Below are 25,333 nucleotides of genomic sequence, written 5' to 3'. Positions count from 1 at the left end.
CTCATCAGTGTCGGGCATAGGCAGTACATGTCGGGGGGTGCCGGCGCACCCCTCCTGCTCTGACTTGGCGGTCGGGGCTGGTCCAGCGGCACCTCCATCCTGTTCGGAAAGCACCGTGCCTACGTGAGGCCACGCAAGGGCAGGTTGGAGGTGCACTTAGAGGTCCTGACAGAAGCTGTCGATCACGTGACTGTCGGTCTGATTGCTCGTGGGTCTGGTGGTGGGGAGGAGACAGTCGCGGCCTTGGGTCGTGTCGGACGAACTGTGGTCATTGATCGAGCCGTTGCTGCCCAAACCTGGTCCGAGGCCGGTCGAGGGCAGGCCACGGGTTCCTGACCTGCACGCCCTCTGCGGCATCCTGTTCGTGCTGCATACCGCAATCCAGTGGAGAACCTGCCGCAGGAGTGGAGCTTCGGCTCGGGCACGACCTGCTGGCGGCGCCTGGCGGCCTGGAACGACGCGGGCCTGTGGGACGATCCGCACCTGGTGCTGCTGAAGTAGCTGCGAGCCACAGGGAAGCTGGACCGGTCCCGGGCGGTGATCGACTCCTCCCACGTCCGGGCAGTCCGACGCGGCCCAAAAAGCCGTCCGAGCCCGGTCGGCCGCGCACGGCCCGGCAGCAAGCACCACGTCCTCACAGACGGGCAGGGCATCCCGATTGCAGCGTCGCTGACCGGCGGAAACCGTAACGACGTAACCCAGTTGCCGCCCCTGCTGGACATGGTCCCGGCCGTAGCCGGCGTCACCGGCCGGCTCAGACGCCGGCCCGACGCGATCCTCGCCGACCGCGGCTACGACCACGACAAGTACTGCCGCTCGCCGCGGCAGCGCGGCACCTGCCCGGTCATCGCCGAACGAGGCCAACCCCACGGCTCCGGCCTGGGCGTTTTCCGGTAACGTGGTCGGACGCACCATCGCGTGGCTGCACGGCTTCCGCCACTTGCGGGTCCGATGGGAACGACGCGACGACATCCACGAAGCCTTCCTCGGTCTCGCCACCTGCCTGATCACGCACCGCCACGTGCAACGCCTTTGTCAGGACCTCCTGCTCCCAACTGCTGCAGCCCTCCAGCTCCGGAGCAAATATGAGAGACACTGTGCGGCGGGCGTAAGCCTGCACGGACGACGCGAGGGGACCGATGAGCCTTCCAACACGCGGTGCGTCATGCGCAAGCTCTGCGTATCAATCCTTCCAACGACAGCCACCTCTTACATGGGGATAACTCCTTATCTATTTCAACACGATAGACCGCCCTCCGCTCTACGTCGGATAGCGAACCTAGGGATTCTTCCCCATCTGGCCCGAGCAGTGGTGTGTAACCACCCCGTAGCCGCAATACCGGTAACTTAGCCGATCTGCCGCACGATCGGGTGAAATCTGAACTGGCTTGTCCTGTACGGCGGGTGGGAAGGATGCCGCTGTACCCAAGCCTTGTCCGCGAGAGTTCCGCGAGGTTGTCGTGCGAGTCACGCGAGTAACCCGGTCCGGGCGTAACGGTCGAGCAGGTGGCTGCCGACGCCGGAACGCACGCGTTGACTCTGTGGAAATCGATGCGTCGCGCGGACATCGACGACGGTGTAAAGCCCGGAACGCGCCAGGGCGCCTGGCGTAGTTGGGGGGGCACCCGTTTCGTGGTGACGTGGGCTGAAGGAGGTCGAGCCGACGGTTTCCTGCTCACGGACGTTGCGCCTCAGGGCTGTTGCGTCTGCCAGTAGCGCCGGGTGGAGCGAGCTGGCTGCGCTGGGGGGTGGTCTCCTGCGTGGCTGTCGAGGCAGGTACGGGTGCGGACGACGCCTGTGCATGGGATGAGCGTCTGGGCTGGGCGTGCGGACTGATGGCGGACGATCCGGCTGCGAGGACCGCAGCGCTTGCCCGTCTGGCTGAGGCACGAGGGCAGGTCGCGGACGCGGTCGGTCGGTCCAACCAGATGTGGCGGCTGACGTTGCCCCTGGGAGCGCAGGAGCAGTACCGGGAGCCGGCCTTTCTTCAGCCGCGTCGGAGGGCATCACCGGGCGCAGAGGCGTTCGCTGTCGCTCCTGAAACGAGAAGCATTCCTCGTGGATCAACCGCCGAAACCTTCAGGCGCCAGTTGTCAGCTTCCATGCCAGAGGCAAGGGAGTACCAGTCTTTGCTCCGTCAGCGGCCAGATCATGGTTGGCGCGCTTTGGCAGGCGTTCGATCGTCGAGCCAGTCGAAAATCTTCCCCCATGCATACCGCTGATCGCCGACATGGCAGTGGGCTCCGGCCCCCTCGGCGTCCGTCATTCTGACGAGCGACTTGTCATGAGCTCTGATGCGGCCGAACACCTCTTCAGGCTGTTCCTTGCCTGCCGGCCGCCCACCGGGTCGGAAGGCCGAGAGGCGGGCCAGCTGGCTTTGTTTCACAACGCGCGCCGACGCCACAGGTAGGGGCACCTCAACGCACCGTTTCCACAGATCGCGGGACTGGGCTGCTTGTTGTATACAACTGGATCCGGTGTCACGAGGTGGGAGTCGGGAGGAGTCCGTGCTGATAGGCGATTGCCGCGGCCTCGGTGCGGCCGGAGGCACTGAGCTTGGCGAGGATGCTGGAAACGTGGTGGCTGGTGGTCTTCTGCGAGATGACCAGCTCTTCCGCGATGCGGCGGTTGCTGTATCCGCGGGCCACCAGTCCCAGTACCTCGGTTTCGCGCGGGGTGAGTCCGTAGGAGGAGGCCGGGCCGGCTGTATCCTCGCGCTCCGGCCCGGTGGCGGTGGCGGTGGCGTGCGCACGGGTCAGCCGGTCGTGCGCCTCCGGGTCGCGTCGCCCTTCGGCGAGGAGGGCATCCCCGTTCCGCGCCTCCTCGGCCGCCGCGACCGTCATGTGCAACGCCTTCACTTCGTCCTGGGCCGCGTGCCAGTGCTGGGCGAGGCGACCGGTCAGCTCCTCGGTGCTGACGAGTGAGGGGTCGGCCTCCAGCGCCTCGCCGTACTGACGGTTGATCAGCGCCCGTTCACCGGGCAGCAGTGACGCGCCGACCGCTTCCCGCATCAGCGAGTGCCGGAACCGGTAGTCCGTGCCGTTCGGTTCGGGAACGAGGATCTGTGCGAGGACCGCCGCGCGCAGAGCGTCGATCAGCGCATCCTCGGGCAGGCCCGCCACGGCCTTTAGCAGCGGGTACCCGATCACGGCGCCGCCCTGGGCCGCCGTGCGCACGATCCGCTGACTGGCCTCCGGCAGCGAATCCAATCGGGTCAGCAGGACGTCCCACAGGTCGTCGAGTCCGTTGCCGACGTCGTCGCGGCAGGCGCGGGCGAGCTCCTCGACGAAGAAGGCGTTGCCGTCGGAGCGGGCGAAGATGTCGTCCACCACGTCCGGGTCCGGCGGGGCCCCGAGGATGCCCGTGAGCTGCCCGGTGACCTCATCGTGGGAGAACCGGGACAGGTCCACGCGGCGCACCGACCGGAGGCGGCCCAGACTTGCCAGCAGTGGTCGCAGCGGGTGTCCACGGCGGACGTCGTCGGTCCGGTAGGTCCCCACGATCAGGAGCTTGCCGGTGCGCCGGGTGCAGATCAGGGAGCCCAGCAGCTCGCGGGTGCAGGCGTCGGCCCAGTGCAGGTCCTCGATGACCAGCACCAGCGGCTGCTCCGACGCCAGGCGCTCCAGGATGCGGGTGATCAGGGCGAACAGCCGTGTCACGTCATCGTCCTGGGCAGCGAGTGCCGGGACGTCCAGGTCCGGCAGGATTCGCGCCAGCAGCGCCTCCCGGCCGGAACTCGCCGCGAGCACCTCGTCCGGAAAGTGCTGCCACAGCGTCCGCAGAATCTCGGAGAACGGCGCGAAGGGGAAGCTGTCACCCCCGAACTCGACGCAACCTCCGACCGCCACGACGGCCGCCCCGGTCTCGACAGTCCTCAGCAGTTCCTCGACCAGCCGTGTCTTGCCCACCCCTGTCTCTCCGCGCACGAGCACGGCCTGGGAGTCGCCGCCCTCCGCGGCGCGGGCGGCCTGCACCAACTCGGCCAGCTCGACCTCCCGGCCCACGAAGACGGGGGTGCGTGCCGGGGTGGAGTTCGTCCAGTCCGTGCAAGGGTGGTGATCATGCCGCTTACGCGCCGGGAACTGCGCGAGGCTCGTGCGTGCGCGCCGCGATGTCGTGAGAGGCATTCCTGTCCTGTCATTGGCGTACAAAGTCATGCGAAGAGATCCGTACGGGTTTGCATACAGAGCCGGATTCCACTTACGGGGGGCCGACTGATGGCCACGGAACCGCGGGACGGGGGCCGTGCCACCGAGGCGTCGGTCAGACGGCGGTCAGCGACGTCCACTTTTCCGTGATACGGAAGCCGACACTCTCGAAGAGACTCACCGTCTCGTTGCTTGCGTGGAGGTAAGCCGTGTGCGCGCCGGCGGCTCGCCCGTCACTCAAGATCCTCTCGATCACGAGCTGGGCATGACCGCGCCGGCGGTACCGCGGCAGTGTGGCGATGTTGATGAGTCCCACGTGGCCCTCAGCCACGACCCCCAAGCCTGCAGCCACAGCGACCCCGTCGATCTCGGCCAGGTAGGCGGTGGCCTCCTGTGCGTCCAGAACGGCCGGCGTGTACGCACTGGAGATGATCACGGGTGGCGCGCCGAGGCCAGCGCCCAGTACCTCAGCAAAATCGTTGGACTCACTGCCTCGCAGTGCGCGCACCCGGACCGGTCTGTCCTGCGCTTGGGACGCAGATGAGCCGGTCAGCGGGATGATCATGAAGAGTTGCTCAGACTCGCCGGACAGAACGACGCTTACCGACGTCGCCATCGCTGTTCCAAAGGCATGTGCGGCCGCATCCGCGCCGTGGCCACGAGTCTTGAGATCCACAACAACTCCACTCACAGGGTGTCTCTGCGACCCACAAGACGCCCTCCAGAGAACAAAGTTCGATGCCCGCCCAGTGACACCCATCACATGTGAGGTCAAGGCCCAAGGCCGGTGCTTGGAGGAGAAGTGGGTCTGCCCATGGGAGGCTCTGTTCCGTAGTCGGTGGTAACGGTGGGTGCTCGTCATTGGAGCAGGGATTCGGCCTAGTCGCGTGGCGTCCGGTTCGTGATCGAGGTCAAGGAGTGCGAGGGGGCCGCCAGGATCGCGGGCGTTGTGGCGGAGTCCGGCCGCGATGTTCTTCACTCCGGCCATGCGGAGGGCTCCGATGGCGAGGTTGCGCCAGGTGGCCATCGCGCGGGGTGCGTTGCCGGTCCGCAGCTGGGAGGCGTCCTCGGCGAGGGTGATGTCGCGGACATGATGCAAGGCCTCGGTCTTCCATTGCTGCGGACGAGTTCGGCGAGCCGGGGCGCGATGGCCTGGTCGGCGGCCAGGAAGCTGGCGACGGCACAGCCGGTCTTGACGGTGGTCCTGCCGGTGTCGTGGTCGGTGCGTCGGCACTTGATCTGGACGGCCTGGCGGGATCCGGGGAAGAGGAGGCTGTTCACGGTGGCGGCCTTGATCCGGGGGATTCCTGAGCGGCCCTGGCCGACGCCTCGGGGTGCGTCCCTGCAGTGGGATGTTTTCCAAGGAAGGGACTTGAGTCGGTGGCGCAGCTTCTTCCGGTTGCCCTTGACGATCACAATGCAGTGGGCGCCCTGGGTGAGGAGGTAGTCGGCGTGCTCTCGCCGGGTGCGCATCGCGTCGCTGGTGACATGGCCCCGGCCAGGTCGGAGACGTCTTCCAGCAGGGGCTGGAAGCAGGTGATCTCGTCGGTTTTCCCGCGACGACCAGCTGGGCCAGGACCAGGCCGGTGGCGTGCTCCAGTGCGGCGAGCAGGTGGATCTTGCGGATTGCGGCCATGGCTGCACCGCGCGGGCCCTTGCCGTCCACGAGTCCGCACAGCCCGGTCGTTTTGACTGAAACATCTGTGCTCCCACGCTTTTATGGACTTCATCCGACGATGGATCATGTCCGAAGCCAGCGGAGCATAAGGTTCCCCTTTGAACGGTCAATGATCACTGACCCAAGGAACTACAAAGGACGCGACGCATGCACAGCGTTCTGACCTGCATTAATCGATGACTCTGGCACCCGTCCGGCGCACCGTGGAGCTCGCATCCGGGTCCGGAAGTGCCTTGCTGTCCTGGAAGCGGGAAGAACTCCCATCATCGCTGGCCACAAGGCGCTTCCTCGGTTCCGGAGAAGCTGTTCACATACATCAAGCCGGTGGATCCGGGATGAGACGGCCTCAAAGCCGGGACGTCATGGCACTCCCGTGGCCGCTGTCCGCGACCAGGAGCTCAGGAGTAGAGGGCGACCGCCCCGTTCCAGAGGGCACCGGGGTTAAGGCGCTCGGGGAACAGTTCCAGCATGGCGTTGAAGAAGCCGAGAGCGCTGTCGTGCTGGGGGAGCAGCTCATCAGCGGCGTTGAGATACTGCCGGGTCTCGTTGATGGCGCGGGTCGCGTCGTCGTCGAGTGCCTTGTTCTTGTGACCGGTGACAATCCAGCGGGGCTGGAGGGCTTCGACGGTGTCGATGGCGCGACGCCATGCATCCAGGCCGCCGTTCTTGGCTTCCACCAGGAACTGGTGCACGCCGTTGTAGATCACGTCGCCGGCGACCACGAGATCCAGGTCGGGGACGTGCAGGACGGAGGTGTCGTCGGTGTCAGTGTGGCCGACCTCGACGATCACCATCTCACGGCCTTCGAGCGTGAAGCGGTTGTCGGGCACGGTGACAGCCGTGACGGGAGAGTCGGGGATCTGGCCGGGGAGGAGCTTGTCCCAGAAGCCCGCACGGATCGCCACGTTGTGGTGCATCTGTTTGATCGTGCCCTCCGTCGCAACGACCTGGGCGCCGAACCGCTCGGCCAGGAGGTTGGCGGCGAACCAGTGGTCACCGTGACCGTGGGTCACGAAGATGTGGGTCAGGTTCTTGCCGCTGGTCTCAACCCACTGAGCGACCGCCTCGCCCTGAACGGTGGTCATGGGCGGGTCGACCAGTACGGCGTCGCGCTCGCCGTGGATGAGCGTGACGGACAGGGGCGAGAACATCCGCCGGTCGCCGTTGGGGACGAGTTCAGGAACGTTCAGCGGGATCGGGTCGGCGGTGAAAACCTCGTACGCGAGAGCGCTGTTCGTGGACATGACTACCTCTTTTTGATGAGTGATCGATGGTTTTGGTGATGACTTACTGCGGCGCAACGGCTATGCGAGAAAATAACGCTGCCAGAATCGAAACAACGGAAAAGTGACGCACTCGACAGGCCTGCCAGATGGATCAGTGATTGATAAGACGCGCGAGGGGTAAAAGCGCGGTGCCACAAGTGGAATAGTCCTGGACCTGGCCCGCATCCGGATCGTCAGTCATCCTGGCGCTGAGGTGAAGGCGCTTGGAATCGTCCTCGGGCCATTAGGCCGGGGTGGCCGAGCGGTGATGAGGACACGCAGAACATGCGATACGTACGGTGGATCTTCATGCCACTGCGCCGACGTCAGGGGCGTGACCGGCGATCCGTATGTCCACACGGTTGGGTTGACGTGGTGCCGTCGCCGAATGAGCTGGGCGTGTACGCGCCTTGGAGGCTGATGCAGTGGATGCCGGATATGCCGATTTTATTTGCTCGGAAGCCTAGAAATTCAGATGGCTCGATCTTCCGCGGACGCCCGCTTGCGGGCCCGCGAGGCGCGTAGGTTGGCCGGGTTGCCACATGACCGGAGGCTGTGCCAGACCCCAATGTTGTTCCGTGTCCGGTCATAGAACACGGCTACGCATACGGGATTTCGGCAAGCTTTTAGCCGTCGCCACGTACCCTCCTTCTGTGCGTTGAAGGATTCCGCAAGAACCGCAGAAGCTACCCAGTGCCAGCCGTATCCGCTCGGCAGGGTGACGAACGTAGGGCCCGAGGTCGTCGCTACTGTCACCGCGGCCGAGCGAAGTCGGGACGGAGGAGCGGATCGATCAGCGTCTGCGTCTGCTTGCCCGGAAACGAGTAGACGGAGCTCGCTTCGCAGTTCCTTGAGGGCCGGGAGGTCTTCCTCAGGCAACGAGGGCAGTGAGAAATCGAGTCCCGAGGACTCGGCCAGTGCCCTTCCCGCCGAATTCAGCCAGTTCCGCGCGGATACGATGTCGGACAGAAGATCATCGTGAGTGTGTCTGGAACCTTCCAGGCCGTCAGAAGAGGAGTTCAAGAGGTCCTGGACAAAGGCCAGTCCTCCTGGAGCCGGAACCAGTCCGGAAATTCGCTCTGTAGCGATCCACTGCACCATGCGAGACCTCCCTCGACTTGGGTTGACCCCAAGGTCAACATCATTCCGTACTCCGACAGCCGTTCGCACTGAGCCGCATATTCGGTAGCGGTCGCTAGGGCGAGCAATGGCTTGGCCGTGTTGGTTCGGGGGAGCGGGAGCGAGTCCAGAACCGAATCAACCCCCTCGGGCTGATACAGCCAACCACGCAGGGGCACATCCCCCTGCGCCCGGAATGCAACGTCAGTGCGCGTATGAGCCGTCGAAACGCTCCTTTCCTCCTCCTCGTGACACTACTGTAAGGCTGTAGCTAGTGTCGGTCAACCGGTACGTGCAGATGGTGCCCTCATCCCCCAGCCGTGCGGATTCGGCACCGGCCCGGGGTGCTGGGTAACGGGACCGGTGCGGGCCGCGCCATGACGACGCCTCGTTGCCGGCCCGGTGCGAGGGCCCTTCCCCGCACTGGTGCTCCCAGGGGCGCGCCACCGATCCCTTTGTCCGTCTGCCAAAACTCCGCGCGTTCCTGGTGAGCTGGTCCGCTGGTCAGCGGCCGAGGGCCTTGGCCAGGCCGACGAGAACGGCGCTGACGGCTGCGGCGGCAAGCCGCGTGTGCAAGGCCATCCCCCTTGAAGCGGGCCGAGTCGCCCAGTGACTGAGACCGTGTCCAACGTGGTGCGGCCGCAGGGCGGCGGAACGCAGGACACGCCTGATGAGACGCTGTTCGCGGCCATCGTCTGCATCCTGGTCGGTGGCTGCGCATGGCGCCAACTGCCGTCCTTCTCCGGAATATCGAAGTCGACCGCGCACCGCCGGTTCCTGACCTGGTCGAGTGCCGGTGTCTGGGGTCGCCTGTACGAGGCAGTGCTGCACGGCTCGACGACGCCGGTCTCGTCGACGTCACCCGCGTCGTCCTGGACACCGCCCGTGTCAGGGCTGAAAAAGGGGCGAACACACAGGTCCGAGCCCCGTGGACCGGGGCAGGCCGGGTTCCGGGATGCACGCCCTGCCCCCGGACGTGGTCCCCTGACGGGCGCTCCGGGGGACCGCGGTTACCGGCTCACCTCGTGGTGGCGGCCGTCGGGGCGCGGCAGCGGCTTGAGGTCGACCTGGACGCGGTGCGTGGAGTCATGACTGACCGAGCCGCCCAGCCGGGCCTCGACGACCCCCAGGCGCAGCCCCGCACCGCCCTCGCCGGCCCGGTGGAACTGCACCGAGAACTCCAGACTCACCTGCTCGACGCTGAACCGCCAGTCGCTCTCGGCGCCCTCCGCCTGAGCCCTGGCCAGCTCCGCACGCACCGTGCCGATGGCCTCCGCGAGACCGATCGGTTCCCGATCCCCCATGACAACACACCGCCGGTTTCCGTTGTTTGACCGATCCAACCTGGTCATGAGTCTAGGGACGGGCGATGCCCCGCGCGTAGGGTGAGGCAGCATGGGGGAACTGCGTGCGGACTGGAGACTCAGGCTGCGGCGCGAGGACGCGCACGGCCCCGTCTGCGGGGCCGGTGTACTCGTCGACCAGCACACGGCGTTGACCTGCGCACACGTGGTGCGGCGTCCGGACGCCGTGATGTGGCTGGAGTTCGCGGAGAACAGCGCCCTGGAACCGGTGGCCGCCCGGGTCATGGCGGGCGGCTGGCTCCCGGAGGGCGAACATGGCGAGGACGTCGCCGTGTTACGGCTCGACAGTCCGCGCCCGCGGGCACGCCCCGCGCCGTTGGAACCCGCGCTCCGGGCGGGTACGGAGGTGTACGCGACCGGGTACGCGGAGGGCTTCGACGACGGCATGAGCCTGTGGGGCCGGATCGGCGGCGCCAGCGGCGAGCGGGTGCAGCTCGACGCCGTCACCAAGGCGGAGGTGGTGCGCGCCGGGTTCAGCGGTGCCGCCGTGTGCACACGGCCCCGGGAGGGCTGTCCGGTGCGGGTGGTCGGCCTCGTCGTCAGCTGGCGCGGGGATCTGGGCGAGCTGCTGCCCGAGAGCAACCGGCTCGCCTTCTCCTATCTGGTCCCGGTCGACCGCATCGCCGGACTCTCGCCCGTCGTGAAGGAGTTGACCAGCCCGGACGCCTGGGACCACGCCTTCGGGGAGCGGCTGGAGCGCTGGTGGGACGATCCGGACGAGGACCCGGTGAAGATCACCGTGGTGCCCCCGGGCAGCGGCAAGGACCGTTCGCTGCGCCATCTGCTGCACCGTGCCGACGTCGTCCATCGCGGCGGTGACAGCAGACCGCACCTCGCCGACCACGCGCTGGGCCGGATCTCCTTCCCGGTCGGCGAGTACCTCGCGTACTGGGACTGGCTGCTCGGCACCGCCCGGCGCCCGGCGGGCGCGACCCCCGCGCCCGCCCGGCCCGCGACGGTCGTGGTCGACGGCCTCGACGAGGATCCGCAGCCCGGCCCGCTGCTCGAACTGCTCGCGCGGCTGGGGGCGCTGGGATTCCGGCTGCTGCTCGTCTTCCGGCACGAGGGCGGCACCGGCTGGAACGCCGCCCGCGACGACCTGCTGCGGCCCGCACTCCTCAGGCACGCGGACGCCCTCCTCGGCCGGCTGGAACTCGCCGAGTTCGGCAACGCGATCCGCCGCGACGTCGTCGACAGCGCCTCCCTGGGCTCCGTCACCGAGACGGCCGACCTGCGCCGGGCCGAGCTCCGCCGGACCAGCGCGTTACCGGACCCGCAGCGCCAGCTGCCGGCGCTGCGCGCGCTGCTCAGAACCCTGCGCGCCGACCTGGACCGCCAGGGAGGCAGGTGATGCGCGAGCGCCGCACGGACCAGGGCGAGGGCGAGCGGCGGGTGACCGGCTGCCCGCACCGGAACTTCGACGGATCCCCCTGCCAGGGCTCCGTCCTGCCCACCGGCTGGTGCGACCGGTGCGGCCGCGCGGTACAGGGCCCCTTCCTGCCCGCCCTGCCCGAGGACCCGCGGGACCTCGGCCCCCGCGACCTCCTCAGGCTCCCCGACCGCGCGCCGCGCGCCGTCGAGGCCCGCCTGGTCCGTGCCGCGACGCCGCTGCGCGTGCGCATGGGCTGCTCGGCCGCCGACTGCGGGATCACCTTCGCCCCGCCCTACACCGAGGGCCCGGTGCCCCTCTCCGGGTACTGCCCGGCCTGCGGCGAGCGGTACTCGTACGAACCCGAGCTCACCGAAGGCGAGTTGCTGCGCGACCAGTACCGGATCATGGGGGCCATCGATCACGGCGGCCAGGGCTGGGTCTACCTCGCCGAGGACACCCATCTCGGGGACGTCGTCGCCGTCAAGGGACTGCTCAACCGCTACGAGCACGACGGCGCCCGGCTCGCCGACGTCGAGCGCCGCAACCTGGTCGCCATGCGCCACCCCCGGATCGTCCAGATCCGCGACTTCGTCGCCCGCGGCGACGGCACCGGGGAGATCACCGGCGGCTACATCGTCATGGACGACGTCGGGGACGGCACCCTGGAGAAGGTCGTCGAGGAGACCCGGCGGGGCGAGTCGGTGCTCGACATCGAGCACGTGGCGGCGTACGGCTGCCAGATCCTCGAAGCGCTGGTGCATCTGCACGCCGGCGGTGAACGGGTCTTCGTGTACGGGGACATGAAGCCCTCGAACGTCGTGCACCACGGGGCCGGCGTCAAGGTCATCGACCTCGGCGGAATGCGCGAGGAGGGCCAGAGCCGGCCGCCCGCCCACGTCACCACCGACTACATGGCCCCCGAGACCGCGTTCACGGGCCTGCCCACCGTCGCCCACGACCTGCACACCGTCGGCGTCACCCTGCGCGAACTCGCCCACTGGGCCGTCGACGAGGTGCCCGGTCTGGGCACCGGCTCGTTCTGGCAGGTCGTCGAGCGCGCCGTGCGGACCGACCCCGGCCGGCGCTTCGCCGACGCCCGCGAGATGGCCGGCCAGCTGCGGGGCGCGCTACGGGAGATCCGGGCGCTGCGCGGCAAGAGCGACCCGCCCGAGCCGTCCGACTACTTCCGTCCGTCCCCGCAGCTGCTCGGCGCCCGGCTCGGCACGGTGCCGGGCATCGGGCACTGGCTGCAGCGGCCCCGCCGCGACCGGTACGCGCCGCCGGTGGCCCCCGCACTGGACCTCGGGACCCCCACGCCCACCGAGATCGCCGGGTGTCTGCCGGTGCCGCGGCGCTATCCGGGCGACCCGCAGACCGCGCGGTTCGAGGTCAGCAGCGGCTACGACCCCGGGCTGCTCCTCGACCAGGAGGACGAGAAACCGGCCTCGGTGGAGATCTGCCTGCACAACGTGCGTGTCCTGCTGAGCCGCAACACCCGGGACGACCTGGAGCTGGCCCAGGCGGAGCTGGACACCGCCGACTCCATTCCCGGACCGTCCGCGGTGCGCAGGTGGCGGCTGGAGTGGCACCGCGCGCTGCTGGCGCTGCGGCACGCCGGTCTCCACGACACGCCCCACCAGGTCACCGACGCCCAGACCCACTTCCTGCGGGTCCACCTCGAACTGCCCGGCGAGTACGCCCCCAAGCTGGCCCTCGCCTACTGCGGGGAGCGGCTCGGCGACCGCGGCAACGGGCCCACCGCCAGGGAGCTGTACGAAGCGGTGTTCGCCCGCAACCCCGCGCACGGCGGTGCCGCGCTGGGGCTGGCCAGGCTGGCGCTGCGCGCGGGCGACCGGCGAGCGGCCCTCGACGTCCTTGCCCGGGTGGGGCCCGGCACCCTGGACCACACCGTCGCCCGGATCGCCTCCCTGCGGATCCGCGCGGCCCGGCTGCCCGGTGCCGCCGGTCCGTCACCGAAGCACTTCGCTCCGCTGCCCGCGCCCGCCGAGGTCGACTCGGCGCTGGCCGAACTGCCCGGTCTGGTGGGCCGGGGACCGGGCGCGGGCGAACCGAGCCTGTCCGAGGACGAGGCGCTGCGGCTGCGGACCGAGCTGCACGAATGGAAGCTGGACGCGCTGCACCACCAGAGCGACCGGACCGGCGCCCCGGGCACGGGGGCCGGCCGGCTCGACGCCCGCCGGCTCAGACGTCTCACCCCGCCCGAGCGCGAGCAGCGCAGGCGGCTGGAGTCCCTCTACCGGCAACTGGCCGCCCGGCACCGGGAGTCGGCCGCCGCCCACGAACACCTCGTGGACCTCGTGCACGCGGTACGACCGCAGACCCGGATCTGATCCGCACGCAACCGCACGACCGGACCACCCGGCGCGACGCGGTCGCAGGGCACCGCACGGGTGACGTCCCCGGCAACGAAGGGAAGGCACGGTGACGGAGGACATGAGCGGCCGTACCCGGCCCCCGCGGCCCGGTGTCCGGCTCCACGTCGATCTCGACGCTGACCGGCGCCCGCACCGCAGTGCGAAGATCGAGGCCCATCTGCGGGTCGACGTCACCGCCGACCGCGCCCCCACCGACCTGCCCGCGGTCGAACTCGCGGTGATCATCGCCGTGGACGTGGCCGAGCCCGGTCGGGCGGCCGTGCGCCATGCCCTGCCGGCCGCGCTGCGCGCCCTGCCCGACCGGATCTCCTTCGCCGTGCTCGGCAGCGGACCCGAGCCGGTCCTGTGTTATCCGCGGGGTGCCGACAGGTGGGCCGTCGCCGACCAGGACCAGCGGCGCCGGGCCGCGTTCGCGATGGGCTCGCTGCCGCTGCACCGGGACGGTCCGCGTCCCGCCGGATACGCGCCCTGGGCCGCCGAGGCGCGGGCGCTGCTCGCCGACCGGCCGCTGTCCGTACCGCACCTGGTGCTGATCACCGACGGCAGCAGCGCCGGCGGCGAGACCCGCCTGGAGGAGGAACTCGACGCCTGCGCCGGGAGGTTCACCTGCGATGTGTTCGCGGTGGGCGCCGACTGGAATCCCGATCCGCTGCTGGCCATCGCCGAACGGCTCCACGGTACGGCCCAGTTCGTGGACGAGGGCCTCGGCCGGGCGATCACCGACGCCATCGCGCGACTGCGCCGGGTGGGCCCGTCCCAGCTGGCGATCGAGGTGACCCTGCGGCCCTCGGTGCGCCAGGTCTCGCTCAGCGAGAAGGCGCCGCGGCCGCACCGGCTGGTGGGGCTGCCCGAGCCCGACCGGCCGCACTGCTGGAGCTTCCCCACGCACCAGTGGGAGCAGGGCAGCCGCGACTACCTGCTCACCCTGGTCGCGAACGCCGCGGACGACCCGCTGGAGACCGAGCTGCAGTTCGCCATGGTCTCGGTCGACGGCGTCCACGCGCCGGTGGTCGCCCGCTGGCACCATCCCCGGCAGTCGGCGCCGCCGGGTCCGACGGGCGGTGGCAGTGTGCGCAGTCTCAACGCCACCGCCCGGATGCGCGGCGCGTTGCGCGAGGGGCTCACCGCGCTCCAGGGACACCGGCCCGACACCGCCCGCGAGTGCCTGGCGCAGGCGGCCCAGCTGGCGGCCCGGTTCGGCACGGACTGGGTGCTGGACGAGATCCGTACGGTCGCCGACATCGAGGACGCGGCCGAGGGACGGATCCGGCTGCGCACCGTGGACACCGGCACCCTCGGCCCGATGATCCTGCGGGCCGGCTCCCACCCGGGCGCACCGGTGGCCGACGTCGCCGCCGCACCGCCGGGCCCGCGCTGCGGCAGCTGCCGGAGCCGGGCCGGCGGTGAGGCCCGCTACTGCATCGTCTGCGGGGAGAAGCTGCTGTGACGACCGTGTGGACAGCCTTCTCACGGCGGTACTCCCCCGCCGCGTTCTGGCGCGGGCGACTGAGCGGCCGGCGGACCCGACGGCTGCTGGAGACGCATCTGCTGGTGCTCTTCCTGTGCGCGGCCGTGGCCTCGACCTCCTTGTTCTTCTCCTACCGGCAGACCCAGCGCGGCGCCGCGGCCCTGGCCGCCCGTGAGGCGCCGGCCGTGCAGGGGCTGGCCGCCACCCGGCTGGCGGCGCTGCGGGCCGACCAGGAGGCGCACGCCCTGGTGACGGCGCACCTGGTCGACGTGCCGGGCTCCGGCGAGACCTACCGGTCCCAGCTGTCCGCCGCCGACCAGGGCCTGTCCCGGATCGCCGACCGCACGGACCAGGACCTCGGCACGGTCAACGGCCTGCTCGCCACCTACGGCAACTCGCTCGGCCTGGGTACGTCCATGTACCGCGACCAGCCGCTGATGCGGGAACAGAAACTCGACGAGGCGGACTCGCTGCTCACCCGCAGCACGGTCGGTCTCGCGCCCCGCCTCGACGCGCTGCAGCGGGTCCAGATGCGGCACGCGGAGACCACGGCCACCATGGGACGGTGGCAGCGGGCCGGCTGGTGGCTCGCCGAACTCGCCCTGGCCGTCATGGCGTCGACCCTGCTGTCGGCGGTGTTCGTACTGCGCGACCGGTGCGGCCGCGACTGGAACCCCTATCTGCTCGCCGCGTTCGTCCTGACCGTGCTGCTCGCGGTGTTCCCGCTGCTGACGACGGCGTCGACCGAGGGCCGCCTGGACAGGGCGCTCGGCGACCTCGGACGGATCACCGAGGTGTCCCGGTCCCGGCACACCGGCCCGGGGCTGGCCGCGGCGCAGCAGAGCGTCGCACAGAAGTCGGAGGAGGTCCGGCAGGAACTCACCGACGGCGGCTGGACGGACCGGATGTACCGGGGCACCGTGGTCGGCGGCCTGCTGGTCGTCGTCCTGCCCGCGCTGGGCCTCGGGCTCCGGCTGGACAGCGACTACTGGAGGCGGCGATGACCCGGCGGTTCAAGGTGCTGGTCGTACTCGTGGTCCTGCTGCTGATCGCCGCCGGCGGCCTGGTGGCGGCCTGGGCACGGCACGACGACGGGGAGCCGGTGACCATCCTGGGGACCTGGACCGGGGAGCAGGCGGAACAGTTCGAGACCGTGCTGCGGGACTTCGGGATCCCCTTCCGCTATCAGGGCACCGCCGCCCAGCGCGAGGTGCTGCTCTCCAAGGTGCAGTCGGGAGAGCCCCCGGACATCGTGATCATGCCGGGTATCGGTGAACTCGCCGAGTACGCCGGGCAGAACCGTCTCAAGCCGCTGAACGGGCTGTACGACCCGGAGCAGTACGGCGCGCCGTGGAACGCCACCGGCACCGCCTCCACGTCCGTGTACTGGGTCCCGGTCAAGGCGGACCTGAAGAGCATCGTCTGGTTCCGGCAGGGCAGGACGCCCGCCGACTCGCCCGCTCCGCTGCGGAGTTGGTGCATCGGCATGGGGGACGACGGCGCCTCCGGCTGGCCCGGCACGGACTGGATCGAGGACCTCGTGCTGCAACGGGCGGGCCCGGCTGCCTACGAGCGGTGGGCGCTCGGCACCGGCGACACCCCGTGGTGGCGGAGCACCGCCGTGCGCTCCGCCTGGCAGGCCTGGGCCGGGCTGCTCGGGCAGGACCGGACCAGGGCCCGGCACGCCCTGCTCACCGACCACCGGGGCACCCCGGAGAGCGACGGGCTGCTGTTCGACGGCTGGGGCGGCTGCGGTCTGGAGCATCAGGGGTCGTTCGCCCGCTCCTTCTACAAGACCGAGGCGCCGCACGCGGACCTGACGGACTCCGCTCCGCTGCTGCCCGGCGGCGGCCAGGTGCGGGCCCATGAGGTCACCGGGGACTTCGCGGCACTGTTCAGCGACCGTCCCCAGGCCCGTGAGCTGGTCCGACGGCTGGCTTCCAGGGACGGCCAGCAGGAGTGGGCCGCGTCGGCGGACTTCTTCTCGGCGAACCGGCAGGTGACTCCGCAGAACCACAAGGTCGAACACGAGATCGCCTCCCGGCTCCGGGAGGGCCCGCGCTGCCTGGACGCCTCGGACGTCATGGCGCCCGCCGTGCGGGACGCCTTCTACGAGGCCGTCCTGCAGACCATCGCCCGGGTCGCCGCCGGTCAGGACCCCGGCATCGCGGGTCTGCTGCGGGACCTTCAGCGGGTGCAGGACGCGCAGGGCGCGCCCGGCAGAGCGGCGCCACGGACGGTGTGCAGTCCGCGGTGAGGGGTCACGGGCCGGCCGCCCGGCGCAACCCCTCCCCGATCGCGGTCAGCCAGTCGTCGACCGGGCCGGCCGTCAGCAACCCGCTTCCCGCGCCCGCGAGTTGCCCGGCGGCCGGGCGCAGCCGTTGGTGGCAGCGACGCAGGGCCGGGCGGTCGCCGGCCGCCAGGGCGGTCGCCGCCACGACACACCACAGCGCCTCCTGCACGAGGTCCGCCGGCGGCTCGGGCAGCTCACGCAGCGCGTCGCGGGCCGCCCCCGCTCCGTCGGCGGCGAGGGCGAGAGCCGGGCGGATCCACGGGAGGTAGGGCCCCCAGCCGGCGGCCGGTTCGAGGGCCGCACGGATGCCGTACGGCCGCCCGGCGATCCGGAGACACAGGAGTGCGAGGGGGAGCAGTCCGGCGCGCACTCCGGGCATGCCCGGGCCGTCCAGCAGCCGGTCGACCTCGCGGTAGGCGGCTTCGGCGCGGCCCGGGTGTCCGGTCGCGGCCAGCCGCAGCGCCCGGTATCCGTCCGTGAACACGCGGACCAGCGGGAGTTCGTGGCGGTCGGCCAGCCGGTCGGCCGCTTCGGCGTGCACGTCGGCGGTGGTGAGGTCGGCGAGGCCCGCGCGGGCCTGCACCCGGATCAGATGGCCGAGCACCTCGTGGGTGACCAGGCCGTGCCGGGCGCCCAGGGCGATCAGTTCGGTGCCGAGGGCGTCGCGGCGCGGAGCGAGGCCGGTCCGGGGGCAGGACTGCATGAAGACGCCGTTGAGGGCGAAGGCGAGCAGCGCCGGATCGTCGAGGCCGCGGGCCAGCTGTTCCGCGTCGGTGGCGGCCCGCGCGGCACGGGCCGACCGGGTGCCGCGTGACTCCAGGGCGATCGTGGCGAGGAGCCGGCAGCGGGCGGCGTCCTGGGCCGGGGCCGAGGACAGCCGGGCCAGCGCGCGTTCGGCGGCGTCGGCCACCTGGCGGGCGGCCGCCGGGTCGTCGGAGCGGGGCCAGATCGCCGGGACGTCGTAGGCGCCGATGACCCGCGCGGTCAGTTCCGGGTCGCCGGACTCCTCGGCCGCGGTGATCGCCGCGAGGCGGTGTTCGCGGGCCGCGGCCAGTCCGCCGGAGCCGGTCACCGCGAGAGTGCGCAGCAGGCCCACGGTCGATTCGAGCCGGGCCCGGGCGCCCGCGGCGACGGTACGGTCGTACGCCGCGGCCGCCCGGGACCACACCCGGGCCGCCGCGGCCTCTCGCTCCGCGTCCAGGGCGGGGTCCTGCGCGAGGATGCCGGCCTCCAGTCGGCGCAGCGCGGGCCCGGGGTCGAGCCCCAGCTGGTCGGCGAGGGTCGCGCGGGCCCGGCGCAGCACCGCGAGGGCGTCGCCCTGGCGGCCGGTCCGGTAGAGGGCGAGCGCCAGCAGCCGCCAGCCCTCCTCGCGCCAGGGGTGCCCGGTGAGGTGGGCGTCCAGGTCGGGCACCGCCTCGGCCGCCCGGCCGCCGGCGAGCAGCGCCTCGGCGCGCTGCTCCACCGCCCGCAGCCGCAGCTCGGCCAGCCGGGCCCGCTCGGCCCCGCACCAGTCCTCGTCGGCGAACTCGGCGTAGGCCGGTCCCCGCCACAGCTCCAGTGCCTCATGGAGCCCCCGCGCGGCCCGCACGGGCTGCTGCTGTAGGGCGCTTTCGACGGCCGTCTCGAACCGCCAGGCGTCCACCGTCTCCGCCCGCGCACGCAGGGCGTAACCGGGTCCCTCCGTGACGAGGAGCCGGGCCGGGGCGCGGAACGGGCGGTCCGGTTCGAGGGCACGGCACAGGTCGCCGACGAAGGTGCGGACGGTGCCGAGGGCGGTGGGCGGCGGCTCGTCCCAGAGGTCGGCGACCAGACGGGCCACCGGCACGACCCTTCCGCGCGCCACGATCAGCCGGGCCAGCAGCGCGCGGTGCCGGGGGCCCTTCAGCGCGAGCGGGACACCGGCGTGCTCGGCCACCACGGGCCCGAGCACCCCGAAGCCGACCTGATCCATCCTCACCAACCCCACGGTAGATCCCACCCCACACCGCCCCGGACACCCGGCGGCCCCGGCCCGCGCTCCATCGCGTCCCACCCCGGCATCGCCTACTGATCCACTGCTGATTCGCGGGCGGGAGTCTCGGTGGCGCACCGTGTCCCCGTCGCCGACGGCGTGTCCCTGCACGCGTCGGTCGGCGGTACCGGCAGTCCGGTCGTCCTGCTGCACGGCTTCCCGCAGACCCACCTGATGTGGCGGCGGGTGGCGGCCGACCTCGCCTCCGCTCACACCGTGCTCTGTCCCGACCTGCGCGGCTACGGCGCCAGCGACAAGCCGGCCGACGCGGACGGGCTGTCGTACGCGAAGCGGACCATGGCCGCCGACGTCGTGGCGCTCGCCCGCGCCCTCGGCCACGAGAGGTTCGCGCTGGCCGGGCACGACCGGGGCGCGCTGGTCGCCTTCCGGGCCGGCCTGGACCACCCGGACACCGTCACGCACCTGGCCCTTCTCGACGTACTGCCGACCCTGGACATGTGGGAGGTGCTGCACGGCAGCACCGCCGCCGTCGCCTTCCACCTCTATCTGATGGCGCAACCCCCGGGCCTGCCCGAGCAGCTGATCGGTGCCGCCCCGGACCTCTTCTTCGGGCACTTCCTCGACCTGTGGACCCGCGACCCCTCGGCGATCCCCGCCGGCGTCCGCGCCGACTACCTCGCGGCCTGCCGGGCGGCGGTCCCCTCGATCGTGGCCGACTACCGGGCCTCGGCCGGCATCGACACCGAGCACGACCTGGCCGACCGTGCCGCCGGGACCGAGCTGGGTATGCCGGTGACCGTGCTCCAGCAGGACTGGGGCGCCGCTCTGGGCTACGACGCGGCCGCACTGTGGCGGGCCTGGGCACCGGACCTCGAGCACCACACGGTGGACTGCGGGCACTTCATGGCGGAGGAGGCACCGGAGCAGGTCGTCTCCGCACTGCGCGAGCTGCTGGCCCGCTGATCCGTACGACGGTCCGGCCCGGCACCGGCGAGGTGCCGGGCCGTCCTGGATCGCGCCTCAGGCCTTGTCGAGGGTGACGTCCTGCCGCCGCTCGGCGTGGAAGAACGGCAGCGGCAGGCCGCCCTGGGGGCGCAGCTCCATGATCGTGGCCTCGACATCGGCCGCGCCCGGCTTCAGCTTCTCCGAGGTCACCACGCCGGTGTTCGCCCAGTGGTGCTCGACGCCGTCGCACACGGCCCGTGTGCCGCCGACGCCGTGGCGGTGATTCGGTGACTCCTGGCTGACCGACGAGCTGACGAACACCGGGCCGATGGCATCGGTGCAGGTGTAGGTGCCGGAGAGGGTGACCGTGCCGTCGTCGGTGAGACGGCCGTTCGAGTAGACGGTCACGGACTCCGAGGGAGCCCCGGGGGCGGCGGTCGCGGGTACCACGGCGGCGCAGAGCAGGGCGGCGGAACCGAGGGCCGCGGCGGCGAGGACAGGGCGTAGGGGCATGACATCCCTCCCAGGTGGTGGTGGTGTGAGGCATGCCCTGGATACCGGGCGCCCCGCCCGGGAAGCGTGACCATCACCCCTTCGGTGGCGCGTCCCCGCCGGGCCGGAGCCGCCGGCCGCGTCGCGGACGCGCGGCGACCGTCGTGGGAGCGTCCGGGAGTTGTCCGTGTGTTGTCACAGGTCGCGGCAGGTGGTTCCGCGGCGTTCACGACGGGAGCATGGTCTGGTCATGCCGGTCGGCGACCGTGCCGGAGGCAGACCCGTGGAGGTGCGCCATGTGTTCCCACCAGCTCCCGAGCGCGACGGCCGACCGCGGCCTCTCGCACATCGTCGCCGCCCACCCCGAGCAGGGCTGGACGCTGCTGTGCGACGGGGCGATCGTCTTCGACGACACGGGCGAGCTGCGCCCCGACGGCAGCGTGACCGAGCCGCACCGCGGCCCGGCAGGACGGCTCGCCGTCGCCGCCTGACCCGCCGCGGGAGGGCGCGAACCGAACCCCGGCGGCCCCGCGGACACCCGTCGGTCCCCTCCCCCGCAATCCTGACTCACATTCAGGCGTGCAGTCGAGGTGACCAGCAGCGATGCCGGGGACCTAAAATGATCAACGTGTCCGAGCAACACGCCCCGAGGTCCCTCATCGTCACGCTCTACGGCGCGTACGGTCGCTTCCTGCCCGGCCCGGTGCCCGTCGCCGAGCTGATCCGGCTGCTGGCCGCGGTCGGCGTGGACGCGCCCTCCGTACGGTCGTCGGTGTCCCGGCTGAAACGGCGCGGCCTGCTGGCGCCGACGCGTACCGCGCAGGGCGCCGCCGCTTACGAACTCCCGGCCGAAGCCCGCCAGTTGCTGGACGACGGCGACCGCCGTGTGTACGCGGCGCCGGCACCCGAGGGCGCGGGCTGGGTGCTCGCGGTGTTCTCGGTGCCCGAGTCGGAACGGCAGAAGCGGCACGTGCTGCGCTCCCGCCTCGCCGGACTCGGCTTCGGCACGGCCGCCCCCGGGGTGTGGATCGCCCCGGCCCGGCTGTTCGAGGAGACCCGGCACACCCTGCGCCGGCTCGGCCTCGATCCGTACGTGGACTTCTTCCGCGGCGACCACCTCGGGTTCGCGCCCACCACCGAGGCGGTCGCCCGCTGGTGGGACCTGACCGCGATCGCCAAGCAGCACGAGCGGTTCCTCGACGACCACGAACCGGTGCTGCGCGGCTGGGAGCACCGGCCGGACACCCCGCCCGAGGACGCCTACCGCGACTATCTCCTCGCCCTGGACTCCTGGCGCCATCTGCCGTACACCGACCCCGGGCTGCCGACGAGCCTGCTGCCCGCCGACTGGCCGGGCACCCGTTCGGCCGCCGTCTTCCGGGCGCTGCACGAACGGCTGCGGGACGCGGGCGGTGCCTTCGTCGGTCTGTGAGTGAACGGGGGGGCGAACCGTGAACGGGCGGTCGCCTGCGAAAAGTTCATTACAGGACTCCGTGACCTCTTGCGGACCGCGAGTCACTCAGCCGAACCTCAGCTTCCTCGACCACTCCTGTCAGACTTCTTACCAAGAGGACGATCGCCCGGCTCCCGGGGGATCGGCTCAGGGCCCAGGGACACCGCGTGGAGGTCCTCGACGGCGACGAGATACGCCGTTTCCTCTCGGCCGGCCTCGGCTTCTCCCGGGAGGACCACCCCGGTCGAGGTGTGCGGCGAGCGCGACGTGAAGGGCATCTACGCCCGGCAGGCCGCGGGCCGGCGGACCGGGCTGACCGGTGTCGACGACCCGTACGAGCCGCCCACCGACCCGGCGCTGGTGCTGCGCACCCAGGACCAGACCCGCAGGAGTCGGCCGACGCGGTGCACGCGCTGCTGGTGGAGCGGGGGCTGGCATGAGCGGCTTCGCCCTCTCCCACCTGCACGCGCTGGAGTCCGAGGCGGTCCACATCTTCCGCGAGGTGGCGGGTGAGTTCGAGCGGTGGGTGATCCTGTTCTCCGGCGGCAAGGACTCCATCGTCATGCTGCACCTGGCAGACCGCCGAGCCGGGGCTTTGGGAGGTCACCGCGATCCCGGTCTCCGCGCTGGTCGGCGACAACGTCGTCCACCGGTCCACGGCCGTGGACCGGCACGACGGCCCGGCCCTGCCGGAGTTCCCGGGGAGCGTCCCGGTCGCCGCGGACGCGGCCGACGCACCGGCCCGCTTCCCGGGTACGTCATCCGGCACGGTGACGTCCGGCACTACGCGGCCCCGCAGTCCATCGGGGTACGGCTGACCGACCAGCGGGACGTGTCCCGAGGCGACATGATCACGGCCGGGCCGGGGGCGCCCGTGCTCACCCGGGACGTCACGGCGGCCGCGTGCCATCTGGCCGACCGGCCGCTCCGGGTCGGCGACCGGCGTGCTGCTCAGGCACACCACGCGGACCGTCAAGGCGATCGTCCGGGACCTGGCGGGCGCGGCCGAGCTCACCGCCAACGACCTGGGCCGGATCACCCTGCGCGGCGCCGAGCCGGTGGCGCTGGACGCCTACGCGGTCTCGCGGCGCACCGGCGCACCGGCGCGTTCATCCTGATCGATCCGGCGGGCGGCGCGACACTGACCGCGGGGGTGGTCGACTTCGCCTGATTTCCGCCGCTCGCGCAGGAGCCCCCCGCAGTCGCCGGGGGCTCCTGCGCCTGCGTGTCCGGTCACAAGGTCACAGCGCGTCAATAAGGCGGTAACAGCCCGGCCGCTCGTGCAGGACGGCCTGCCGGGGTGGGTAAGCAGCCCGTTGACGGGACGAAGGTCCCGCCCGGGGCCCGCCGAAGGGCTTCGGGACGGGACCCGTACCATTCCTACAGTTGAAAGCAGGACAAGCAGTGATCGCCTGCGCCATGAACGGAATCGCCGTGTACGAACCACCTTCCGCCGCCTCCTGGCGCATCGCGCTGCCGCACACCGTCGCGGCCGTGCCGGTCGCCCGTGCCCTGGTGCGCTCGGCGATGGAGGAGGCCGACCACGCGGCGGATCCCGACACCGCCGAGCTGCTCACCGCGGAACTGGTCGCCAACGCCGTCGAGCACACCGCCGGCAGGGGGCCGATAGAGCTGGTCGTCGAGCTGATGCCGGGCGGCTGCAAGGTCGAGGTGCACGACCCGGACCCGGCGCCGCCCGGCCACCTCACCCGTCCGGTGATCGAGGAGCCCGACCCCATGGAGGAGGGCGGGCGCGGTCTGCTGCTGATCCGCGCCCTCAGCGCCTCCTGCGGGCACCGCCCCACCGAGTCCGGCAAGGCGGTGTGGTTCAGGCTTCCTGTAGTACCGCGTCAGTGGCGTCCGGCGTGACCGCACCGCTTTCCGGCCGGGCCAGCGTGGAGTTCCGGCGCCCGTAGCCGACGTAGACCAGCAGACCCACCGCCAGGAAGACGGCGAACTGGATCCAGGTCGTCCACCCGGTCTCGTACATCAGGTACAGGCAGAAACCGACGCCCAGCAGCGGCACGACCGGGTAGAGCGGCACCCGGAAGGTGCGGGCGAGGCCCGGTTCGCGGCGGCGCAGGGCGATCACCACGATGTTCACCACGGCCATGATGGCGAGGGTGCCGATGGTGCACAGGTTCATCACAGCGTCCAGCGAGGCGAAGGCCGCCGGCAGCGCGAAGACGAGCGCGACGGTCAGGGTCCCCGCGACCGGGGTGGCGGTCTTCGGGGAGACCTTCTCGAAGACGCGCGGGATCAGCCCGTCCCGGGACATGGACATGAGGATGCGGGTCTGGCCGTACATCACCGCGAGGACGACGGACGCGATGGCGACGACCGCGCCGAAGGCGATCACGCCGCCGCCGACCGTGGACCCGGTGACCTGGTTGACGACGTAGGAGAGGGCCGCGGGGCGTCCGGCCACCTGGTCGCCGCCGATGGCGCCGGTCGCGGCCAGCGCGACCGCGCAGTAGAGCAGCGTGACCACGCCCATGCAGACGAGGATCGCGACCGGGACGTCCCGGCGCGGGTTCTTGGCCTCCTCGCCGGCCGTGGTGATCGCGTCGAAGCCGATGTAGGAGAAGAACGCGGCCGTGGTGCCGGCGCCGATGCCGCCGAGCCCCGCCGGGGAGAACGGCACGAGGTTGCCGTCCTTGAAGGCGCTGAAGCCGATCACGCAGAAGATGATCAGGATGACGAGCTTGACGGCCGCCATCGCGGCGGTCGCCCGGGCGCTCTCCCGGACCCCGCGCACCAGCAGTACGGCGGCCATCGCGATGACGACCACCGCGGGGAGGTTCACGATCCCGCCGTCGCCGGGGCCCGCGGACAGGGCGTGCGGGAGCTGGAGGCCGGTGAGGCTGTGCAGCAGTTCGTTGACGTACTGGCTCCAGCCGACCGCGACGGCCGAGATGGAGATGCCGTACTCCAGCAGCAGGCACCAGCCGACCAGGAAGGCCGTGGACTCGCCGAGACCGGCGTAGGCGAAGGAGTACGACGATCCGGAGACCGGGATCGCGCCTCCCAGCTCGGCGAAGGAGAGGGCCGTGAAGACGCAGGTGATCGCGGCCAGGACGAAGGAGACCACGACGGCCGGGCCGGCCTGGGCGACCGAGTCGGAGAGCCCGACGAAGATGCCGGTGCCGACGATCGCGCCGATGCCGAAGCAGAGCAGCTGGAAGAGGCCCATGGTGCGGCGGAGGCCGTGGCCCGCGCGGTCGGCGCCGGATTCGGCCACCAGCAGGTGGGGGGATTTGATGCGGGGCATGCGGGTGGTGCTCGTTTCTGGTGGTGCGGGTGCGATCCGGGTCGGTCGCCGGGGCGGCCGCGGCAGGGGTGGCGCCGGGCCGCCGGACAGAATAAGG

Annotated in this window: 17 protein-coding genes and 5 pseudogenes; 14 read left to right on the top strand and 8 right to left on the bottom strand. The window is 71.2% G+C overall.

Features of this window, described 5'->3' with window-relative positions; genetic code table 11:
* Positions 1 to 214: 214 nt before the first annotated feature.
* Positions 215 to 1,018: pseudogene (locus ACZ4O3_RS01125) on the top strand (IS5 family transposase); the annotation flags it as partial.
* A gap of 1,462 nt (positions 1,019 to 2,480) precedes the next feature.
* Here ACZ4O3_RS01125 and ACZ4O3_RS01120 read toward each other — a convergent pair.
* From ACZ4O3_RS01120 to ACZ4O3_RS01105, 4 genes are all read right to left on the bottom strand, one after another.
* On the bottom strand, positions 2,481 to 4,004 hold the full coding sequence (locus ACZ4O3_RS01120; RefSeq protein WP_467720725.1) for a helix-turn-helix transcriptional regulator: 1,524 nt from the start codon (positions 4,002 to 4,004) through the stop codon (positions 2,481 to 2,483).
* A gap of 259 nt (positions 4,005 to 4,263) precedes the next feature.
* Complete coding sequence (locus tag ACZ4O3_RS01115; RefSeq protein WP_467720998.1) at positions 4,264 to 4,824, bottom strand: GNAT family N-acetyltransferase; 561 nt, start codon at positions 4,822 to 4,824, stop codon at positions 4,264 to 4,266.
* A 1,400-nt stretch (positions 4,825 to 6,224) separates the two neighbouring features.
* Positions 6,225 to 7,070 (bottom strand): MBL fold metallo-hydrolase, encoded by an 846-nt coding sequence (locus ACZ4O3_RS01110; RefSeq protein WP_467720724.1) that lies wholly within the window; start codon positions 7,068 to 7,070, stop codon positions 6,225 to 6,227.
* 492 nt (positions 7,071 to 7,562) lie between these two features.
* On the bottom strand, positions 7,563 to 8,192 hold the full coding sequence (locus tag ACZ4O3_RS01105) for a CGNR zinc finger domain-containing protein (RefSeq protein WP_467720723.1): 630 nt from the start codon (positions 8,190 to 8,192) through the stop codon (positions 7,563 to 7,565).
* Between the two features lie 651 nt (positions 8,193 to 8,843).
* Between ACZ4O3_RS01105 and ACZ4O3_RS01100 the strand changes: the two are divergent.
* Positions 8,844 to 9,177: pseudogene (locus ACZ4O3_RS01100) on the top strand (transposase); the annotation flags it as partial.
* 43 nt (positions 9,178 to 9,220) lie between these two features.
* Here the strand turns inward: ACZ4O3_RS01100 and ACZ4O3_RS01095 are convergent.
* The gene (locus ACZ4O3_RS01095) at positions 9,221 to 9,514 is read right to left on the bottom strand and encodes a trypco2 family protein (RefSeq protein WP_362713583.1); all 294 of its coding nucleotides are present in this window, start codon (positions 9,512 to 9,514) and stop codon (positions 9,221 to 9,223) included.
* A 91-nt stretch (positions 9,515 to 9,605) separates the two neighbouring features.
* Here ACZ4O3_RS01095 and ACZ4O3_RS01090 point away from each other — a divergent pair, with 91 nt between their 5' ends.
* From ACZ4O3_RS01090 to ACZ4O3_RS01070, 5 genes are all read left to right on the top strand, one after another.
* Positions 9,606 to 10,925: a S1 family peptidase gene (locus ACZ4O3_RS01090; RefSeq protein WP_467720722.1), complete on the top strand. Its 1,320-nt coding sequence runs from the start codon at positions 9,606 to 9,608 to the stop codon at positions 10,923 to 10,925.
* A complete protein-coding gene (locus tag ACZ4O3_RS01085; protein WP_467720721.1) occupies positions 10,925 to 13,297 on the top strand; it encodes a tetratricopeptide repeat protein in 2,373 nt (790 codons plus the stop codon). Before ACZ4O3_RS01090 ends, ACZ4O3_RS01085 begins: the two co-directional genes overlap by 1 nt.
* A 91-nt stretch (positions 13,298 to 13,388) precedes the next feature.
* Entirely contained in the window at positions 13,389 to 14,789 is a 1,401-nt protein-coding gene (locus tag ACZ4O3_RS01080; protein WP_467720720.1) for a vWA domain-containing protein, read from the top strand.
* On the top strand, positions 14,786 to 15,814 hold the full coding sequence (locus ACZ4O3_RS01075; RefSeq protein ID WP_467720719.1) for a hypothetical protein: 1,029 nt from the start codon (positions 14,786 to 14,788) through the stop codon (positions 15,812 to 15,814). Before ACZ4O3_RS01080 ends, ACZ4O3_RS01075 begins: the two co-directional genes overlap by 4 nt.
* Positions 15,811 to 17,067 (top strand): carbohydrate ABC transporter substrate-binding protein, encoded by a 1,257-nt coding sequence (locus ACZ4O3_RS01070; RefSeq protein ID WP_467720718.1) that lies wholly within the window; start codon positions 15,811 to 15,813, stop codon positions 17,065 to 17,067. The genes ACZ4O3_RS01075 and ACZ4O3_RS01070 overlap by 4 nt, the downstream gene beginning before the upstream one ends.
* Positions 17,068 to 17,071: 4 nt before the next feature.
* Here the strand turns inward: ACZ4O3_RS01070 and ACZ4O3_RS01065 are convergent, their stop codons facing one another.
* Positions 17,072 to 19,054: an AfsR/SARP family transcriptional regulator gene (locus tag ACZ4O3_RS01065; protein WP_467720997.1), complete on the bottom strand. Its 1,983-nt coding sequence runs from the start codon at positions 19,052 to 19,054 to the stop codon at positions 17,072 to 17,074.
* Between the two features lie 129 nt (positions 19,055 to 19,183).
* Here ACZ4O3_RS01065 and ACZ4O3_RS01060 point away from each other — a divergent pair, with 129 nt between their 5' ends.
* A complete protein-coding gene (locus ACZ4O3_RS01060) occupies positions 19,184 to 20,038 on the top strand; it encodes an alpha/beta fold hydrolase (protein WP_467720717.1) in 855 nt (284 codons plus the stop codon).
* 57 nt (positions 20,039 to 20,095) lie between these two features.
* Here ACZ4O3_RS01060 and ACZ4O3_RS01055 read toward each other — a convergent pair whose 3' ends face one another.
* Positions 20,096 to 20,533, bottom strand: a complete 438-nt coding sequence (locus ACZ4O3_RS01055) for a DUF6299 family protein (RefSeq protein ID WP_362731173.1) — start codon at positions 20,531 to 20,533, stop codon at positions 20,096 to 20,098.
* Between the two features lie 275 nt (positions 20,534 to 20,808).
* On the opposite strand from ACZ4O3_RS01055, the gene ACZ4O3_RS01050 reads away from it, so the two are divergent.
* The 6 genes and pseudogenes from ACZ4O3_RS01050 (at position 20,809) to ACZ4O3_RS01025 (ending at position 23,834) form a co-directional block, all read left to right on the top strand.
* On the top strand, positions 20,809 to 21,003 hold the full coding sequence (locus ACZ4O3_RS01050; protein WP_362731175.1) for a DUF5999 family protein: 195 nt from the start codon (positions 20,809 to 20,811) through the stop codon (positions 21,001 to 21,003).
* 128 nt (positions 21,004 to 21,131) lie between these two features.
* On the top strand, positions 21,132 to 21,944 hold the full coding sequence (locus tag ACZ4O3_RS01045) for a PaaX family transcriptional regulator (RefSeq protein WP_384996947.1): 813 nt from the start codon (positions 21,132 to 21,134) through the stop codon (positions 21,942 to 21,944).
* Between the two features lie 143 nt (positions 21,945 to 22,087).
* Positions 22,088 to 22,405: pseudogene (locus tag ACZ4O3_RS01040) on the top strand (adenylyl-sulfate kinase).
* Positions 22,402 to 22,542 (top strand): annotated as a pseudogene (locus ACZ4O3_RS01035) (sulfate adenylyltransferase subunit CysD); the annotation flags it as partial. The pseudogenes ACZ4O3_RS01040 and ACZ4O3_RS01035, both read left to right, overlap by 4 nt.
* A 4-nt stretch (positions 22,543 to 22,546) precedes the next feature.
* Positions 22,547 to 23,136: pseudogene (locus ACZ4O3_RS01030) on the top strand (hypothetical protein); the annotation flags it as partial.
* A 248-nt stretch (positions 23,137 to 23,384) separates the two neighbouring features.
* Positions 23,385 to 23,834, top strand: a complete 450-nt coding sequence (locus ACZ4O3_RS01025) for an ATP-binding protein (RefSeq protein WP_362725817.1) — start codon at positions 23,385 to 23,387, stop codon at positions 23,832 to 23,834.
* On the opposite strand, the gene ACZ4O3_RS01020 is transcribed toward ACZ4O3_RS01025, so the two are convergent.
* Positions 23,794 to 25,236, bottom strand: a complete 1,443-nt coding sequence (locus ACZ4O3_RS01020; protein ID WP_467720716.1) for an amino acid permease — start codon at positions 25,234 to 25,236, stop codon at positions 23,794 to 23,796. The genes ACZ4O3_RS01025 and ACZ4O3_RS01020 overlap by 41 nt on opposite strands.
* Between the last annotated feature and the right edge of the window lie 97 nt (positions 25,237 to 25,333).

Source organism: Streptomyces sp. NPDC026515, from assembly GCF_055567595.1.
The sequence above is the reverse complement of the archived record's forward strand: the minus strand, read 5'-3'. Positions and strand labels throughout refer to the sequence as shown.